The sequence below is a fragment of the Methylomonas fluvii genome, assembly GCF_014850975.1.
Classification (GTDB): Bacteria; Pseudomonadota; Gammaproteobacteria; order Methylococcales; family Methylomonadaceae; genus Methylomonas; species Methylomonas fluvii.
On sequence record NZ_JACXST010000003.1, the window covers coordinates 789,630 to 807,556 of the forward strand.

Annotated in this window: 13 protein-coding genes; 8 read left to right on the forward strand and 5 right to left on the reverse strand. The window is 53.9% G+C overall.

All coding sequences use genetic code 11. The annotated features are described in order from the left end of the window. The 3 genes from EBB_RS21190 to EBB_RS21200 all read right to left on the reverse strand — a co-directional run bounded on the left by EBB_RS21190 (position 1) and on the right by EBB_RS21200 (position 7,039). Positions 1-5,097 carry a PAS domain S-box protein gene (locus EBB_RS21190; RefSeq protein WP_192395697.1) on the reverse strand — a complete coding sequence of 1,699 codons (5,097 nt, stop codon included), beginning with the start codon at positions 5,095-5,097 and terminating at the stop codon, positions 1-3. Positions 5,098-5,210: 113 nt separating this feature from the next. Further along, positions 5,211-6,719 (reverse strand): alginate export family protein, encoded by a 1,509-nt coding sequence (locus EBB_RS21195; protein ID WP_192395698.1) that lies wholly within the window; start codon positions 6,717-6,719, stop codon positions 5,211-5,213. Between the two features lie 134 nt (positions 6,720-6,853). Further along, complete coding sequence (locus EBB_RS21200; protein ID WP_192395699.1) at positions 6,854-7,039, reverse strand: YezD family protein; 186 nt, start codon at positions 7,037-7,039, stop codon at positions 6,854-6,856. A gap of 310 nt (positions 7,040-7,349) precedes the next feature. Here EBB_RS21200 and cysT point away from each other — a divergent pair, with 310 nt between their 5' ends. From cysT to EBB_RS21220, 4 genes are all read left to right on the forward strand, one after another. Next, a complete protein-coding gene (gene cysT, locus EBB_RS21205) occupies positions 7,350-8,177 on the forward strand; it encodes a sulfate ABC transporter permease subunit CysT (protein ID WP_192395700.1) in 828 nt (275 codons plus the stop codon). An 8-nt stretch (positions 8,178-8,185) separates the two neighbouring features. Then, positions 8,186-9,049 carry a sulfate ABC transporter permease subunit CysW gene (gene cysW, locus EBB_RS21210; protein ID WP_192395701.1) on the forward strand — a complete coding sequence of 288 codons (864 nt, stop codon included), beginning with the start codon at positions 8,186-8,188 and terminating at the stop codon, positions 9,047-9,049. A gap of 64 nt (positions 9,050-9,113) precedes the next feature. Beyond that, positions 9,114-10,157, forward strand: a complete 1,044-nt coding sequence (locus tag EBB_RS21215; protein WP_192395702.1) for a sulfate/molybdate ABC transporter ATP-binding protein — start codon at positions 9,114-9,116, stop codon at positions 10,155-10,157. Between the two features lie 108 nt (positions 10,158-10,265). Then, entirely contained in the window at positions 10,266-11,168 is a 903-nt protein-coding gene (locus EBB_RS21220) for a LysR substrate-binding domain-containing protein (protein ID WP_192395703.1), read from the forward strand. 193 nt (positions 11,169-11,361) lie between these two features. Here the strand turns inward: EBB_RS21220 and EBB_RS21225 are convergent, their stop codons facing one another. Further along, complete coding sequence (locus EBB_RS21225) at positions 11,362-11,502, reverse strand: hypothetical protein (protein WP_192395704.1); 141 nt, start codon at positions 11,500-11,502, stop codon at positions 11,362-11,364. Here EBB_RS21225 and cysK point away from each other — a divergent pair. The 4 genes from cysK to EBB_RS21245 all read left to right on the forward strand — a co-directional run bounded on the left by cysK (position 11,501) and on the right by EBB_RS21245 (position 16,053). After that, on the forward strand, positions 11,501-12,478 hold the full coding sequence (gene cysK, locus EBB_RS21230) for a cysteine synthase A (protein ID WP_192395705.1): 978 nt from the start codon (positions 11,501-11,503) through the stop codon (positions 12,476-12,478). The two genes, EBB_RS21225 and cysK, sit on opposite strands and share 2 nt — an antisense overlap. Further along, positions 12,475-13,404 (forward strand): serine O-acetyltransferase EpsC, encoded by a 930-nt coding sequence (epsC, locus tag EBB_RS21235; protein ID WP_192395706.1) that lies wholly within the window; start codon positions 12,475-12,477, stop codon positions 13,402-13,404. The genes cysK and epsC overlap by 4 nt, the downstream gene beginning before the upstream one ends. A gap of 101 nt (positions 13,405-13,505) precedes the next feature. After that, positions 13,506-14,423, forward strand: coding sequence for a family 2A encapsulin nanocompartment shell protein (locus tag EBB_RS21240; protein ID WP_192395707.1), 918 nt, complete (start codon positions 13,506-13,508; stop codon positions 14,421-14,423). Next, complete coding sequence (locus tag EBB_RS21245; protein ID WP_192395708.1) at positions 14,410-16,053, forward strand: family 2A encapsulin nanocompartment cargo protein cysteine desulfurase; 1,644 nt, start codon at positions 14,410-14,412, stop codon at positions 16,051-16,053. The genes EBB_RS21240 and EBB_RS21245 overlap by 14 nt, the downstream gene beginning before the upstream one ends. 194 nt (positions 16,054-16,247) lie before the next feature. Here the strand turns inward: EBB_RS21245 and EBB_RS21250 are convergent, their stop codons facing one another. Next, positions 16,248-17,888 (reverse strand): PepSY domain-containing protein, encoded by a 1,641-nt coding sequence (locus EBB_RS21250; protein ID WP_192395709.1) that lies wholly within the window; start codon positions 17,886-17,888, stop codon positions 16,248-16,250. Positions 17,889-17,927: the final 39 nt, after the last annotated feature.

A 17,927-nucleotide genomic window follows, 5' to 3' on the forward strand; every position in this document is an offset into this window, starting at 1 on the left:
TTAATTTCGCTGATCTTGATCTAATGATGGTCCAGCCAACAGCCGTTGTTGCGCCGCGCCCAACAGAGCGATGGCTTGATCTATGTTAAACGCATCGACCTCGGCGGCAATCGCCTCGAAATCGGCTTCTAACTTACTTCCGGCCGTACCCTTGCGTAAATCGCCGATTAATGCTTCGGCTTCACCTAAATCGCTTTCCAAGACAGCCATTAAGCGGGTGATTTTAGCGGTTATAGCATCGACCGATAGCGGTTGCGCCGGCAGTGCGGCCGGCACCGGCGGAGGGGCAAGGCTATCGATGTCGGTCATCACTTGTTGCAATAAACCGCGCAGCTGCTCAATGTGTTCCGCGGCAGGCCGTTGCTGTTGTTTAAGCAAGGCATCGATGCCGGCAATGCACTCGTAAAACGCATCAGCACCGATATTGCCGGCTACGCCTTTCAAGGAATGACAATAATTTTCAGCGGCCGTGAGATTATCGGTTTGCAGTATGCGCTGCAATTCGTCCGCTGCGTTAGCGTAATGTTCGCGAAAGCGCCTGAGTTGTTTACGGTAAGCCACTTCCTTTCCGCCAATGCGGCGAATACCCTCGCTGACTTGCAAACTTTGCAAGCCCAATAACTCCGGTGAACAAACCACCCGTATCGGCGCTTCATTGACCGCATAGGTCTCTGCCAGCGCAGCGGTGGAAGCGGCAGGCAACCATTTTGCCAAACAGGAAAACAAGCTTTGCGGTTCCACCGGTTTGGTAATGTGGTCGTTCATGCCGGCCGCCCGGCTTTCCTCGGCATCGCGGGCCATTGCCAACGCGGTCATGGCGATAATCGGCAAACTGGCAAAGCGCTCTCCCCCTGCTTGCCCGGCCAAAGCGCGAATCCGCCGCGTTGCCTCCAGACCGTCCATCACCGGCATCTGGATGTCCATCAATATGCAATCGTACTGATACCGCTGCACCATCGCCAATGCTTCTTCCCCGTTCACCGCCTCATCCGCCGCGATATTCATACTGCGCAGCAATTCGACAGCAAATTCGCGATTGATGGCGTTATCTTCCACCAATAAAACGTGGCGGCCAATCAAATTCGGCGGCGCCTGAGCGGCGGCATACGGCGATTGCTGCCTGTCGAGAACGTCGCCGCGCCCCAATGCCGACAGCATGCTATCTAACAGTGACGACGGCGAAACCGGCTTGATCAGGAAACCGTCCACCCCGGCTTGGTGAGCCAGAAACATCACGTCTTCGCGGCCGTATGCCGTGATCATGATCACCTTAGGTTGCAGCACAATGGCCGCATCGGCATGAATCCGCCTGGTGGCTTCGTCGCCATTCATGCCGGGCATCCGCCAATCCATCAATACCAGATCGAAGGGATGCGCGGCGGCGGTTTCCAGCAAGCGAATCGCGGTGGCGCCATCCCCGGCCATGCTGACGTCCAATTGAAAAAAGCGCAACATTTCCGCGAGTATTTCTCGGGAAATGTCGTTGTCGTCCACCACCAGCACCCGGATGCCTTTCAGTAACGATCCGGTCTGATCCAACAATTCCCGGCGACGCGCCTCGGCCTGTTGGGCAATGTGCAGTTGCACCGTGCAACAAATCGTCGTGCCCTGTCCGGGTTGTGAATCTTCCAGCCAGATCCTGCCGCCCATCAGTTCCACTAGGTGTTTGCTGATTGCCAATCCTAGTCCGGTGCCGCCAAACTTCCGAGTAGTGGACTGATCGGCCTGTGTAAACTTCTGAAATAAACGCCCTTGCAACTCACGATCCATACCGATGCCGGTATCACGAACCGAAATCTGCAAGATGATCGCGTCAGCCTTTTTGCTGAGCATCCGGAACGCCAATTCCACTTCCCCGCGTTCGGTGAATTTAATGGCATTGCCGCACAGGTTGAGCAGCACCTGTTTTAAGCGTAGCGGATCGCCTCGCAGCGTGGCGGGGATATTCACATCGTAGCGAATTAAAAACTCCACGCCTTTTTGCTCAGCCTGTAGGCCGATAGCGTCGGTGAGTTGCTCCAGCACTCTATCCAGCGCAAACTCGGTCGATTCAAACTCCAGCTTACCGGCTTCGATTTTGGAGAAGTCCAGAATATCGTTGATGATCCCCAACAGCGAATGCGCCGCGCTCTGCGCCTTCGTCAAATGGTTATGCAAGGTTGAAGGTAAATCCTGCTTCAGCGCCAGATACAACATACCCAAAATCGCATTCATCGGCGTGCGGATTTCGTGGCTCATATTGGCCAGAAACTGACTCTTCGCCAGCGTAGCGGCCTCCGCAGCCTGCCGGGCTTGTTCCAGTTCTACGGTGCGTGCTGCCACTAGCTCTTCCAGATGGTGGCGATAAGAATCCAGTTCGCTCTCTACCCGCTTTTTCTCGGTAATGTCTTCCTTAATAGCCAGATAGTGAGTGACGGCGCCGTCCGCTTGCCTTACCGGCGTGATCTGCGCCCATTCGATGTATTCGCTACCGTCTTTGCGGCGGTTAATCAATTCGCCGGACCAGCTTTTACCTTGGGTCAGGGTATGCCACATCTCGTCGTAAGTGGCCTGACCGGTGTGCCCGGATTGCAATATCCGCGGATTTTGGCGGATGGCTTCCTCGCGGCTATAGCCGGTGACCGCCGTAAAATGTTGATTGACGTACTCGATTTCCGCTTGCAGGTTGGTGATGACGATGCTGTTGGGGCTTTGCTCCACCGCAAGCCACAGTTTGCGCAGTTCCGCTTCCGCCTGTTTCAATTCGGTAATATCGGTAATCACAGCCACCCGACAGTCACGCTCGGAAAAATGGATGTCGTGCGAGCGAACGATGATGTCGATTACCCGGCCGTCTTTAAGAAGATGCTGCCACTCGCCGATATAAGCAAAACCGCGCAGACCGGCAGCCAAGGTTGCAATGGCTTGTTGCTGTTGTGCCGGGAACAGATCGGTGAGTTTGAGTGCGACGATTTCCGCTTGGCTGTAGCCATATAGTTGGTTAAACGCGTCATTCACCGCCACCATGGCCAGCGTGCCGCGTTCGTAGATCAACATCGGCGCCGGATTGTGATCAAAGAGGTGGCGGAATTGTTGCTCGATCTGCTTGCGTTCGGTAATGTCCGACCAAATCAGGGACAAATAATTGCGACCTTTGATTTCAATCACTTTGATGCTGACATGGACATTCAACAAAGTGCCGTTCTGGTGACGGCGTAAGGTATCGAATTGTGCACCGCCGGCTAGCATGAAATCATCCGCTATCTGGCGAACTTGGGCAGCGTCGAACTCGCCCTGAATATCCGGCAAGCGCAAGTCGGCGAATTCCTCGCGGCTATACCCCAAGTGTTGGCAGGCGGCATCATTGAATTCGATGAATTCGAAAGTTTCGGCATCAACTAGAGTAATCGCATCGGTGGCCTGCGAGACGATGGCGCTGAAAATCCGCTCGCGATTCCTGGCTTTTTCCTCGATGATCCGGCGTTTTATAAAGCTACTCACCCGCTCCGCCACGGCATCGAGCAAGAGCCGTTCTTCACCCAAAAACGGATCGTCCAATTGCCCGGGCTGCGATTGCAGATTAGCGACCGAGATACTGCCGGAGGCTAAACCGTCGATTTGAATGGACGCGGTCAGTAAGCTGCTGCTGGAATTTTGGAAATAGCCGCTGAAATAGCTTTGGCCGTCCCATTCCATTCGAGCGGCCGTTGCTTCGGGATAAAGCCAGCCCGCAGGTAATAAGTCAACAACGCGCTGTAGCACCTCCGACAAAGGCTTTTCTAAATCCTCGGTGGCGCGAAAAACCGCGTGCAGACATTTTTGTTCCTTGATGCGCTCGTTTAAGGCGATCTGCGTTGCATGCAGTTGGGTGATGTCTCGGGCCATGCCCAGCACTCCGATCAATTTGCCGTCGCAGGAATTAACTGGGGTTTTAATGGTTTCGTAGAGTGCCTTATGCTTGCCGTCGGCATAGCTTATCCAGTCCTGATTGCGGATAGGCTCGCCGGCGGCGATGGCTTTAGAATCCTGTTCGCGATATATATCGGCTTGTTCACGGCTGACAAAATCGTAATCGGTCTTGCCGACGATAAGCTGTTCAGGCTTGCCGTAAAGGGGTTCAAAGCTCGGGTTACACAGCAGGTAGACGCCTTCGGGAGATTTCAGCCATATTTTGTCGGGCATGGCCTTTAACAGGGTGCGTAGCAAATCTTCTTTTTCGGCCAAGGTTTCCAAGGCCCGTTGCCGCTCGGAAAAATAGCAGGCTAATGCCATGCCCACTACCGATAGCACCACCATGAAAAACCAATAGTTGATTTCGTGATTATCACCCAGACTGGGATCGGCCAGGCCGGAGCGTCGCCAAACCAAGCCGAACATGGCCTGGGTTGCGGTAACGACCAAGATCAGTGTGGTAGCGCGGCTGCCAAGCCGAACAGCCGCCCAACTGACGAATAAAAATATCCAGTAACTTTTCGCGTAAGCGCCGAGGCTGTCGTGAAACCAGTCTAGAAAAACTAACTGCCCTACCAAAAAATTCAGGGCAATGATCATCAATGCTTCGCCGAATTCTTTGGCGCTCATCAGCTTGCAGGCACTGTTAGTCCAGACCAAAATCAGCGGCGTAACCAATATCACGCCCAGTGTATCGCCCATCCACCAATGCAGCAGGGAAGAAAGCACAGCCTCCTTGCCAATAAATCCGCCGGCAAATAAGGTCAACGTGCCTATTGCCGCGGTCAACGAACAAGCGACAACGCCGCCGAGACTTATCAGTACAAGATAATCGCGCAGAGATGTCAGAGAACGGTCGAAGCCACGGACTTGCTGCAGCAACCAAGCGCCGGACCAGGCACCGAAGGTACTACCGATTGATATGCTGGTCGCACTCAATAAGGCTTTGCCTTGCCAGAGATTAAGCGCCAAGGCCCCGATGAATATTGCCCAGACATAGTGGCGGCCGCCCAGCAAAATGGCCGCCAATGCCAGCCCGCTGGCAATAAAAAACACACTGGCAGTGCCATTGGGCGCGAAATACAACAAAGCCAATCTGGCCGTTACGATATAAAGCCCGGCAGCAGCTATCCATCTCAGCCATGCAGGCGCTATTGCTTCACGCATAAACCCTCCTCGTGCGGAGAGTATAGCGACTGCCGGGGGGATTTCTAATTTAAATAGCCCGGCTGCTTATTGGCCGGGTTCTTAAATGTCGTCGTTCCCGCGGGCGGGAATCTTTATTTGTAAGTAGGCTTACCATCGCCAAAGGCATTTAAAGACACTTCGAAATAGAAGAAATTGCTCGGTTCGCTGGTATAAGCGCCCTGCCCGCCTTGCGCTACCGGCAAAGCTCTGGATTCGGTGAAGTCGCCAGGGGTAAACCGCGCGTAGCTCATGCTCCAATCCACATAGGCATTGAGTTTGTGACGCAGACGGATGTCAAACTCGTGTCCCAAGAAGGCACCGCTACGGCCGGTAGTGTCGCGCAAGCCGGCTCGGTTCCAGCCACCGGTCTCGCTTTCCTGCCAGTAAGCGTTGTAGCCGGTATCGATACGCACGTCTTTGTAGGGGGTAAACTCCAGCCTGGCCTTGGGCGCGTGAATATTGTCCCAGGAGAAATAATCATTCCGCGACCAGGGTTGGTTAAAGCCGTAGAAGGCATCGAAGCGTTGGTTGATATTGTCGCCGGCGTTTTTATCGCCCGTGCCGTAGCCGTAATAGAGACTGGCGCGGGGTTTCCAATCGTGGTCGAAGCTGTAACCTAATTCCAAGGAGTAGGCTAGCGCGTCGTGCTGGCGTAAGGTCTCCCGAGTCCCGGACAAGGAGCCGAAGCGCCCGAATTGCTTGTTGATGTCGGCATCGAAATCAAAGCCGCCGCCGAAAAAGCCATAAGCCCTAAGACCCGGCGCATAAATGTCCATACTGGCCTTGCGATTGGCTGCCACCCGGTTGGCGGGATCACCGTCGGTTTTGCGCCCCAAGAAATAAGGCTGGATGGTGACAAACTCGGACCATTGTTTCAGACTGAGTACGGCGCCGTAGATCCAGGTGTCTTCGTCAGGTTGGTCGAATTCGTATTTGTAGCGCTCCACCGGTTGCAAGGCAAAGGTATCCAAATCCCAGTCATTCTGTTTCTTGCCGAAGTGTACCCGGTAACCTTCGAAGTTGTTGGTGGTGTTACGGAACTCGTTGTTACCAATCAAACGCCTATCCAGCAATTCCAAGTGCATACGGCCGGCGCGAATGCTGATGGGCCGGTTATGGCCCAAAGCATTGGCGAAATACAACTCACCATAGCCCTGGATCATCTCAAACTCGTTCACATCGGCATCGGTTTTGGGGTACAAACCGTTATAACTGCGCGCATCTTCCATTTCAACCGCAAAGCGTAAAGGATCGAGGATTTCTTTAATGCCGACGTAGGCGCGGGTCCTGAGCAGCCACAGGTTATCGGCATCGGGCCGCCACTCTGAGGTGCCTGAGCGTTGCGGCCTAAAGTCGTTTTCACGGTATTCGTAGCGGGTCCGAAAATCCAGCCCGACATCCAGCCATTTCACATCGCGAAATTGTTCGAACTGGGTTTTGCTCAAGTTGCGCACGTACAAAGGCGGATCGGTTGGCACAGGTTCGACGCGATAGCCTTTGGTCGGGACATAATAATCTTCGGCGTTGACCAGGACCGGCCAAGCCAGCAACAAGCCAACTGCACCTGCTGCCCGTACTGTATAAATTAAAGGTGGTTTCATGTGGGTAACTATGGGTTTAGAGTAGTTAATGACCGGTAGGCAAAAAGATTCTGCTCATCTCGCCGTCCTTTGGCTGAGTGGAAACAAGCGAACAACTATTTAGTGGCGTTAGCCTTAGTCTCGTTGGAAGCCGCTTATGCAGATTCTTTTTGCTGGCCCAGCCGAAAACGTTCGCGCTTGTCGATCTGGACGATGCGGCCGTCGTGAATCACGACTTCAACCGAGCCAAAACGAATATCCTGCACAATCGTCGCAATTTGCAATGCAATCTCCTTGTTATCGCCTTGCTTTAATGCATGGCCGTTAAGTTCAATCGCCATATAGCCTCCTGAGGTATGGTGGGTTATCGTGGTTTTATGAATCCCTGTCTTGGCAGCATTAGCGCCAATGACCGTGGGACAAATGGTAAGAAAACCACAAAGCGATTGAAAACGATATAAACAGAAATATATATCTGTTAATTGGATATATGCGTTGACGAATAGTTGCTCTCCCATCCCGGCTGCAACCGCCGATATTCGTCTATTTGTTATCTTAAAAAAAGATTATCAATTCAATTTATATCATTTCCGTTGGCATTTAAGATTCTCTATCCTGTCAGCACCTACTGACTGTTTCCAGAGAAACGCAATGACCCAAAGCAATATCATGCCGGGCTTTCGACCGGCGCTGGCCTACACCTTGTTCTATCTCGGACTGGTGGTACTGATCCCCTTGAGCACCCTGGTATTTAAGAGCTTGCAACTGGGTTGGGGCGAGTATCTGGACATCATTACCAATAACCGGGTGGTATCGTCGTTCCGGGTCAGCTTTGGTACGTCGCTGATCGCTGCACTGGTGGCGGGCGTATTCGGATTTGTCATCGCCTGGGTGTTGGTACGTTATCCCTTTCCCGGCAAGCGCTTTTTGGATGCTTTAATTGATCTACCGTTTGCCTTACCAACAGCAGTGGCCGGCGTCATCCTGGCGACCATCTTTCAGCCCAGCGGCATGCTGGGTAAATGGTTGATGAGTTCATTGGGTGTGCAAGTGGCTTACAAACCATTAGGGATTGTGGTGGCATTGATTTTTATCGGTATCCCCTTCGTGGTGCGAACCGTCGAACCGGTGTTGCAAGAATTCGACACCACCATGGAAGAAGCCGCATCCAGTCTGGGCGCTACTCGCTTGCAAGTGTTTGCCCAGGTGATCTTTCCCAATATTTTTCCGGCGCTGTTGACCGGCGTATCGCTGGCGTTTGCCCGCGGCGTGGGTGAGTACGGTTCGGTGATTTTTATCGCCGGCAATCTGCCTTACGTCTCGGAAATCGTCCCGCTATTGATCATTACCAAACTGGAACAGTACCAATACGCTGGCGCTACCGCGATTGCCTTGACGATGCTGCTGGTGTCTTTCCTGTTGCTGTTGTTCGTTAACTTATTACAACTCTGGGCGCGCCGCCGCTCCGGGCAAATTTAGGAGGCATCATGCACGCCAATGTTCATGTGATTAGCGACGCCACCGGCCAAGCACACTTCAAAGCACTGCACGACCCGTTTTGGGTACGCTGGAGCCTGGTCGGCGTCGCGGTAGGTTTTATTGTGTTGTTTCTCTGTGTCCCGCTGGGTTTGGTCTTATATCAGGCGTTCTCCAAAGGTTGGCAAGCCTATTGGACGGCGCTGGCACAACCGGATGCCATCGCCGCGATGCAATTGACCTTGGTGGTGGCATTGATAACGGTCCCACTGAATACCGTATTCGGTATCGCCGCCGCCTGGGCCATCACCCGTTTCGAGTTTTGGGGCAAAAGCTTGTTGACCACCTTGATCGATCTGCCCTTCTCGGTATCGCCGGTTATTTCGGGACTGATTTTTGTGCTGATGTTTGGCGCTCAAGGCTGGTTCGGACATTGGTTTTCCGCGCATGACCTCAAGATCATTTTCGCGGTACCTGGCATCGTGCTGGCCACCCTCTTTATTACCTTCCCCTTTGTGGCGCGGGAACTGATTCCGCTGATGCAGGAAATGGGCAGCGAGGAAGAAGAAGCGGCGCTATCGCTGGGTGCCAGTGGTTGGCAGACCTTCTTTAAAGTGACCTTACCCAATATCAAATGGGCTTTGCTGTACGGCGTCTTGCTCTGCAATGCCCGGGCGATGGGCGAATTCGGCGCGGTGTCGGTGGTGTCCGGCCATATTCGCGGCGTGACCAATACCCTGCCGCTGCATGTGGAAGTCAGTTACAACGATTACGACGTGATCGGGGCGTTTTCCAGTGCCTCGATTTTGGCTTCCCTGGCCATCGTCACGCTGGTTTTGAAAAGCTTTTTGGAATGGAAACAGGCCCGTACCTGAAGACGAAAGGCGAAAAACCCCAGGCGTTCTATCGTCCGATTAACATCCGTTATGAGATAAACACATGAGTATTCTGCTAAACAACATCAGCAAAAATTTCGGCAAATTTGCCGCCTTGTACGACGTCAGCCTGGAAATTCCGGAAGGCGAACTAGTAGCCCTATTGGGCCCATCAGGCTGCGGCAAAACCACCTTGTTACGGATCATCGCCGGTCTGGAAACCCCGGATTTCGGCCGGGTGCTGCTCAGCGGCGAAGACAAGACCGAGCAACATGTCAGCCGGCGCGGCATTGGCTTTGTGTTTCAGCATTACGCCTTGTTCCGGCACATGACGGTGTTCGACAACATCGCTTTCGGTTTGCGGGTCAAGCCGCGCAAAGAACGGCCTACCGAAGCCTTTATCAGCAAAAAAGTCCACGCCTTGTTGGAGTTGGTGCAACTGGATTGGTTGGCGGATCGGTTTCCGGATCAATTGTCGGGCGGACAGCGGCAGCGGATAGCTTTAGCTAGAGCCCTGGCGGTGGAACCCAGCGTATTGTTACTGGACGAACCGTTCGGCGCGTTGGACGCCAGTGTGCGTAAAGATCTGCGGCAATGGCTGCGGAATCTGCATCAGGAGTTGCATGTTACCAGTATCTTTGTCACTCACGATCAGGAAGAAGCCATGGAAGTGGCCAGCCAGGTGGTGGTATTGAATCAAGGCCGTATCGAACAACAAGGCGCGCCGGCGGAGATTTACGATCATCCGGCCAATGCCTTTGTCTCCAAGTTCATCGGCCAAACCAATATCTTTGACCTGTCGGAAACCGAGAGCAACTGGCTGCAACGGGCGGGGATTCTGGCGGAAAAGCCGCAAGGGATCTTTGCGCATGTGCGTCCGCATCATATCGAAATCGTTAAGGCCGAAGAGGCTTCCGGCTCGCCGGTGACTTTGAAAGACTGGCAACATCTGGGGGCAACTATTCGGGTTGAGCTGTTCAACCCGCAGCACAACGGTTCCGGTGCGACGCTGTTTGCGGAGATGCCCAACGAACGCTTCAAACAACTGAATTTAAACAAAGGTGACCGCGTGGCGGTACATATCAAACAAGCGCATTGGTTTAATTGACAGCACCCCCTCATAACTCGGGCTATGCCAAACATAGTCCGGATCCGGGATTTGACCCGGTTCGTGATTGTTGCCCCATCGCTCAAATCACCCCATGGAAAGACCGATATGAATCTAAATCAGCTGGAATTATTGCGCGTCCTGAAGGACACCCAGTTCAACCAATCCAAAGCCGCGGAAATCATGCATGTGGTGCAGTCGGCCGCCAGTCGGCAGTTACAATTATTGGAAGAGGAGTTGGGCTCGCCGCTCTACGAACGCCACGGCAAAAAACTGCTGGGTTTGACACCACTGGGCGAACAAGTGATGGAGCAGGTAGACAGGATCAATCAAGCCAAAAAGAACATCCTGTCGATAGCCGACGACTTTCGGGAGAATCGCAACGGCGCCTTACATATCGCCACTACCCATACCCAAGCCAAATACTTGCTGCCGGAACCGGTACAGAAGTTTCGGGAGAAATACCCGGGCATCACCATTTACATGGTGCAATCGTCGCCGCAAGAACTAATCGAGCAACTGCATCAACACCGCGCCGACATCGCCATCTGCACCGAAAAGCTGGACGAAGACGAGAAATTGGTCGTCAAATCTTGCTACGAATGGCAGCACATTGCGGTGGTGCCGCGCCATCATCCTTTAGCACACGGCGATGTGTCACTGGGCCGGCTGGCCGCATTCCCGATTTTGACGTACTCGCAAGGCTATACCGGCCGCTCGACCATCGAAAAAGCCTTTAAAAATGCTGGCAAGGAACTGGACATCACCCTGTCCGCCGCCGATTCGGACATTATCAAAACCTATGTCAGGCTGGGCTTGGGGGTGGGTATCATCGCCGGCACGTCGTATGAAGCCCGCACCGACAACGATCTGGTCGTCCGCGATTTATCGCACCTGATCCCAAGATCGGTCACAAAAATCGCCTATTTGAAGCAATTGTATTTGCCGACGTATTTGCAATATTTCATTAACGAGCTGCTTGCCAAAGCCGGTAAGGAGCATGAATATTAAAATCCGGCAGAAATTTCGGTTTTGATTTGCTTATTTATCATAAGAACCGCCATAAAAATTTCGACTTTGCGATGCTTCACGCAAAAACAAAGACTTACAAACATCCCAACCACCGCAGCAAGCTTGTTGCACCGAGGTAAATCATATTTTTAGATTTACATATTACAAATAAGCATTATCGAAAACTGAGCGATCAGCCCTTGTGTTGACAGGCTCTGTTCAAACCCAGTACCGTAATTAAAACGCTGACCGGACCACCGGAAGCCAGTACGCCTTCGCCGGCTGCTGGCTTTTTTTTGGCCCGCAGAAAATCAAAAGGGAGCAACATCGCCATGACGCATTGGTATCCAGACAACTCGCAATCCATTGGCAAAACACCGCTGGTTAGACTAAATCGCATCACCGACGGCGCACCAGTAACATTGCTGGCCAAGGTCGAAGGCCGAAACCCCGCCTACTCCGTGAAATGCCGGATTGGCGCGGCCATGATTAACGACGCCCAGCAACGCGGCCTGCTACCCAACGGCAAAGAACTGATAGAACCAACCAGCGGCAATACCGGCATCGCCCTGGCCTTCGTGGCTGCCGCACGCGGGATTCCACTGACCCTGACCATGCCGGAAACCATGAGTTTGGAACGGCGCAAATTATTGGTGGCGTACGGCGCCAAATTGGTCCTCACCGAAGGCGCCAAGGGTATGAAAGGCGCCATAGCCAAAGCCGAAGAAATTGCCGCGTCCGATCCAGACCGCTATGTGTTGTTACAACAATTTAAAAACCCCGCTAACCCCAGCATCCACGAACTCACGACTGGCCCGGAAATATGGACTGACTGCGACGGTGCCATCGACATTTTGGTGTCCGGCGTCGGCACCGGCGGCACCATTACCGGCGTATCGCGCTATATCAAATTCAAGCAGCGCAAACCGATCATTTCGGTGGCGGTAGAACCCGAAGCCAGTCCAATCTTGACGCAGTTTCGAGCCGGCGAACCGCTGCAGCCGGCGCCGCACAAAATCCAAGGCATTGGCGCCGGTTTTGTGCCGGAAGTACTGGACTTATCCCTGGTTGACGAAATCGCTTTGGTGAGTAACGACGATGCGATCGCCTACTCTCGCCGTCTAGCCCGCGAGGAAGGGATTCTGGCGGGTATCTCCTGCGGCGCAGCGGTGGCTGCGGCGGTGCGGGTTGCCAAGCGTTCGGAACACGAAGGCAAAACCATCGTGGTCATCTTGCCGGACTCCGGCGAGCGGTATTTAAGCTCAGCACTGTTTGAAGGCCTGTTCGACCCACAAGGTGTAGCGCTATGACCTCAAGCGAACACGGCCAACGCTGGGAAATCGATGCACTGGTCGCCAAACTGCGTGAACTGCGCCTGCAATCCCTGGAAAGCCGCCAGCGCCGCGAACATCCGCCCAAATTGCCTTCGCGCAAGGTGTTGAGCCAAATCGTCGACAATCTCGGCGCAGCGCTTTTCCCCAATCGGCTGGGGATGCCGGATCTCACCGACGAAGGTATCGATTATTTCGTCGGCCATACCCTGGATAGTCTGCTACGGCAATTGCAACGGCAAATCGGTCTGGAATTGCAATTCGTTGCCGAACAGCAAGGCCTTTCCCTGGACACCTACAGCCAGGCCACCGAGATCACTCGACAATTTGCTGCCCAACTGCCTGCTGTGCGGCAATTGATCGACACCGACATTCAAGCCGCTTACGAAGGCGACCCCGCCGCGCGTTGTGCAGACGAGGTCTTGGTTTGCTATCCGGGCATTACCGCCGTGATTCATCACCGGCTGGCGCATGTGCTCTACGAATTAGGTTTGCCGCTGGTGGCACGCGTGATTAGCGAGGTCGCGCATTCCGCCACCGGTATCGACATCCATCCTGGCGCGCAAATCGGCGAAAGCTTTTTTATCGATCACGGCACCGGCGTGGTAATCGGCGAAACCGCAGTTATTGGCCGCAGAGTGCGCTTATATCAAGCGGTCACGCTGGGCGCCAAACGCTTTGACAAGGACGACAACGGCATTCTGGTCAAGGGTAACGCCCGCCACCCCATCGTCGAAGACGACGTGGTGATTTACGCCGGCGCCACTATTTTGGGCCGCATCACCATAGGCCGGGGTTCGACGATAGGCGGTAACGTCTGGTTAACCCACAGCGTGCCGCCCGATAGTCTGGTCAGCCAGGGCCAGAATCGGACCGAAGTATTTGCCGGCGGCGGCGGGATTTAGCATGCAAACACAACGCGAATATTTTTTAAACCAGCATTTAACTAATTCATAACAAAAACACACAGTTAACAAACCACCCCACTCAATAAAGGAAAATCACCATGTCAGACATTCATCAAGCCCATACCGCATTAGGCGACGTCGCTGCGCGCACCTTATCCAACGCCACCAAAACCGTGCCCATGATGGGTACCATCACCCCGCGCTGGCTAGTGCATTTGATGCACTGGGTGCCGGTCGAGGCAGGTATTTACAGGGTCAACAAAGTCAAAAGCGAAACCAGCATCGCCGTTGATTGTTCCAGCCTGGATGAAAGAGTGCTGCCGCAAACCTTTGTCGATTACGAAGAATGGGGCCGCGAATACCGCTTGAACGCGGTCAATACCGTGTTGGATGTTCACACCCGCGTCGCTGATTTGTACAGCAGCCCATACAACCAAATCCACGAACAGTTGCGTTTGACCATCGAAACCGTCAAAGAACGTCAAGAAAGCGAGCTGATCAATAACACCGAATACGGCTTGTTAAACAACGTCGCACCTGCGCAAAAAGTGCAAACCCGCAAAGGCTCGCCAACCCCGGACGACCTGGACGAGTTGATTGCCAGAGTCTGGAAAGAGCCCGCTTTCTTCCTGGCCCACCCACGCGCCATCGCCGCGTTCGGCCGCGAAGCCACTCGCCGCGGTACACCACCACCAACCATTTCCATGTTCGGTTCGCAATTTTTGACTTGGCGCGGCCTGCCTTTGATTCCGACCGACAAATTGAAAATCACCAACGGTAAAACTAATATCCTGTTGTTGCGCACCGGCGAAAGCCGTCAAGGCGTGGTCGGATTGTATCAACCCAATTTGACCGACGAACTGAGCATGGGCCTGTCCGTGCGTTTCATGGGCATCAACCACAAGGCTATCGCGTCCTACCTAGTATCCTTGTATTGCTCGCTGGCTGTGTTGACCGAAGATGCCATCGGCGTATTGGAGAATGTCGAAATAGGCAACTACTATGACTACCAATAACAGTGACCTGGCTGGCCTGGCGCAGCAAGCGCTGAGCGGTGGCACGGTTCCCGATGGCTTACCGGACACCGCTGAATTGACGCGCTTGGCCAATCAGTTTTTCCGGGAAGTGCCTAATGGTGGCGAAGCCATCGATACCGCGCCGGTCTCGGCGGCAACTGCCGTACCTTTTAATAACGTCAGTTCCGGTTTCGACTCCCGGCCCGACATAGACGACACGGCTATTTCCGCCCTGGTGCAACGCAGTTTTGCCTTGCCCGGCACAGCGGATTTGCAAACGGCCCTTGCCACACCGTTTGGTAAAACTCAGCCCACAACGCCCAGCGCTTCATCGTTTTATTTTTTAAACGACGTATCGGCATTGGCTCGTGCGGCGCAAATACCGGGTTTAGGCTCTGCGCATCCGCCGTTTGACGTGCATGCTGTGCGGCGAGACTTTCCAATTTTGCAAGAGCGGGTAAATGGTTATCCGCTGGCCTGGCTGGATAACGCCGCTACCACGCAAAAGCCGCAGGTGGTGATTGATCGGATTTCCGAGTTTTATCAGCACGAAAACTCCAACATTCACCGGGCCGCGCATGAATTGGCGGCACGTGCGACCGATGCTTATGAAGGCGCACGACAAATCGTCGCGCGTTTTATCAATGCCTCGTCCGCCGATGAAGTGGTCTTCGTACGTGGCGCCACCGAAGCCATCAACATGGTTGCCAAAAGTTGGGGTAAGCAAAACATTGGTGCGGGCGACGAAATTGTCATCAGCTGGCTGGAACATCACGCCAACATCGTGCCCTGGCAGCAACTGTGCGCGGAAACCGGTGCGGTACTCCGAGTTATCCCGGTCGATGATAACGGGCAAGTGATTTTGTCCGAGTATCAAAAACTGCTGAATGCCAAAACCAAGCTGGTGTCGTTTACGCAGGTCTCCAATGCGTTGGGCACCGTCACGCCGGCGCAGGAAATGATCGAACTAGCCCACCGGGCCGGCGCTAAAGTGTTGCTGGACGGCGCGCAATCGGTGTCGCATTTGAAGGTTGATGTACAGGCTTTGGATTGCGATTGGTTGGCGTTTTCCGGTCACAAAATCTTCGGTCCGACCGGTATCGGCGTGCTGTACGGCAAGGCGGAAGTTCTGGAGGCTACCCAGCCTTGGCAAGGCGGCGGGAATATGATCGAAGACGTCACCTTCGAAAAAACCGTCTACCAACCGGCACCGGCCAAATTCGAAGCGGGCACCGGCAATATTGCCGATGCGGTGGGCTTGGGTGCGGCGCTGGAATACCTGAACAAGATCGGTATCGAAAATGTAGCCCGCTACGAGCATGAACTGCTGGTTTACACCATGCATGCCTTGCAAGCCATACCGGGTCTGCGTTTGATCGGCACCGCGCCGGAAAAGACCAGCGTGGCATCGTTCGTGTTGGACGGTCATAGCACTCAAGATGTGGGTAAAGCCTTGAATGAGGCCGGCATCGCCGTGCGCTCTGGCCATCATTGCGCACAGCCCATTTTGCGCCGTTTTGGCTTGGAAAGTACCGTAAGACCCTCTTTGGCGTTTTATAACACTTACGAGGAAATCGATAGGTTATCGGCAGCCCTAAAACGGTTGCAGTGCACTTCTCGGCGGTTCTAGCCTAACATTTTGAGGTCAAGGGCATACAGTCTTGACCTCAAATACTCGCGCTGGACATGCCAAACTATTTTTAGAAGTATTTTCAACGCGAGGAAGTAGGAATAAAGCCGCTATAAAACCATCTTGGTTCTAGGCCTTGTATCTGAGGGTATCGGTAACGCCAGTTATCCTGGCGTTACCGAACATTTATTATCTTAACTACGGGTTTCCGTAGCAAGTTCCAGCACCGACTGCGGTCCGGTCGCCTTGCGTTTTTTCGGCTTAAAGGTTTTGACCAGCCTTTTCCAACCGACCACCAGCGAACTGGCGCCCAGAACCAAACCGAACCCCACCCAAGTCAACATCCAGGCATCCCAGATCGGCCGGTGATATAGCCAACCGAAATCCCAATGATGCAAGCCGGAATACAACCAGCGAAATACCCGACGGCTTCGATCCAGCTTGGCTAGCAAGCTACCGTCTTGCGGGTCCAGGTAAAACCGGGTGCCAGCTTCATCCGCCAACTGTACCGATACCACCGGCAAGGGCTTTTCCACCAAGCTTTGATTATGCCGTGGGTAATAATAGCTGTCGTAGTCGTCCAGCAATTCCTGGCTGGCGATGGGCGTATCTTCTGCCACACGCTGAATCGCCTCGGTTACCGAGATTTTATTGAATTGCTGAACCGCCCCATCCACCGCTTGCGGCAATCGCTGACCATCGCGGCCATAGGCCAATAACACCGCTTCGCTGCCCAAGCGGCGCCAAGCCAATTCAACAATGTCCTTACCCTCGGCCGTATTCAGCGGGCCGGGCTGCCAATTGCGCATCGCATCGGGTAACACCTTGCCCAAATAACGGTTCAGCTCTTGACGAGATGGATTAGCTTCGGAAAATAATTTGCCGGGATTAGTATCGATAAATCCGCTCAGCGCCCAAGAAAGCGCCACAGTACCGCCGATCAAACCACTCCAGAAATGCCATTTAAACCAAAACTCCCGGTACGGTTGCGTACGGCCTTGCGAGTATGTGGGCTTGCCGTTAAAACCCGGCCGCCAGCGCAACCAACCGATAATTAAACCGGTGATACACGCGATGGTCGCGCCCAAGCCGGACCACAGTTGCACGTCGTGGCGATATTGACCCAGACCGATGGCTTCCAGAGGTTTGAACAAATGCAGCCAATTGCCGGCATAGTAAAACGCCCTATCGATGCGGGTCGAGGCATGCAGGACTTCTCCGGTACGCGCCGAAATCAACAACTCGTCACCGTCGTCGCTCGCCACCCTGTGAAACGGCCGCAAAGCATCCTGGTTGCGCAGAATAATCGGCGCTTCCACCGTTTCCACCACTTGCAAATTCTGATTAATACCCTCACGCTTGAACCAATCATCGGCGATGCGTAACGCCTGCTCCACCGAAGTTTCGCGTAAGCTGCCGTCCAGTGCGGACAGCGCAAAGCGCGCGCCTTTGGTATCTTCAACCAGCCAAAATGGCTCATCGTTTTGCCTTACCAAACGGGCATCGGCTATACCGACAGCCGCTTCGGCGCCATTGCCCGCTTCGGTTTTAGCTTGCGCGCCGTGTTCACCCATGTTCGCCGGTTTGGATTGATGTTGCGCGACAAACAGCTTGCGCTGCTCGGCACTGCGCTCCCAGGCTTCGCCCAGGCTCAACCAGCCTGCTTCCGGCGCCAGGCTTTCCGCATGCGCCAATTGCTGACTGCGGCTTTGCGTGGTCGGCGTCGAATAGATAATCGCGATGCCGGTGAAAAACCAGAAAAACACGAACAAAGCCAACACCACACCCAGCCAGCGGTGGGTTTCATATAACAACCAATTCAAAGACTTCTTCATTGCCGCCCTCTTAAACGCCCTTTGTTGATGACACTATCC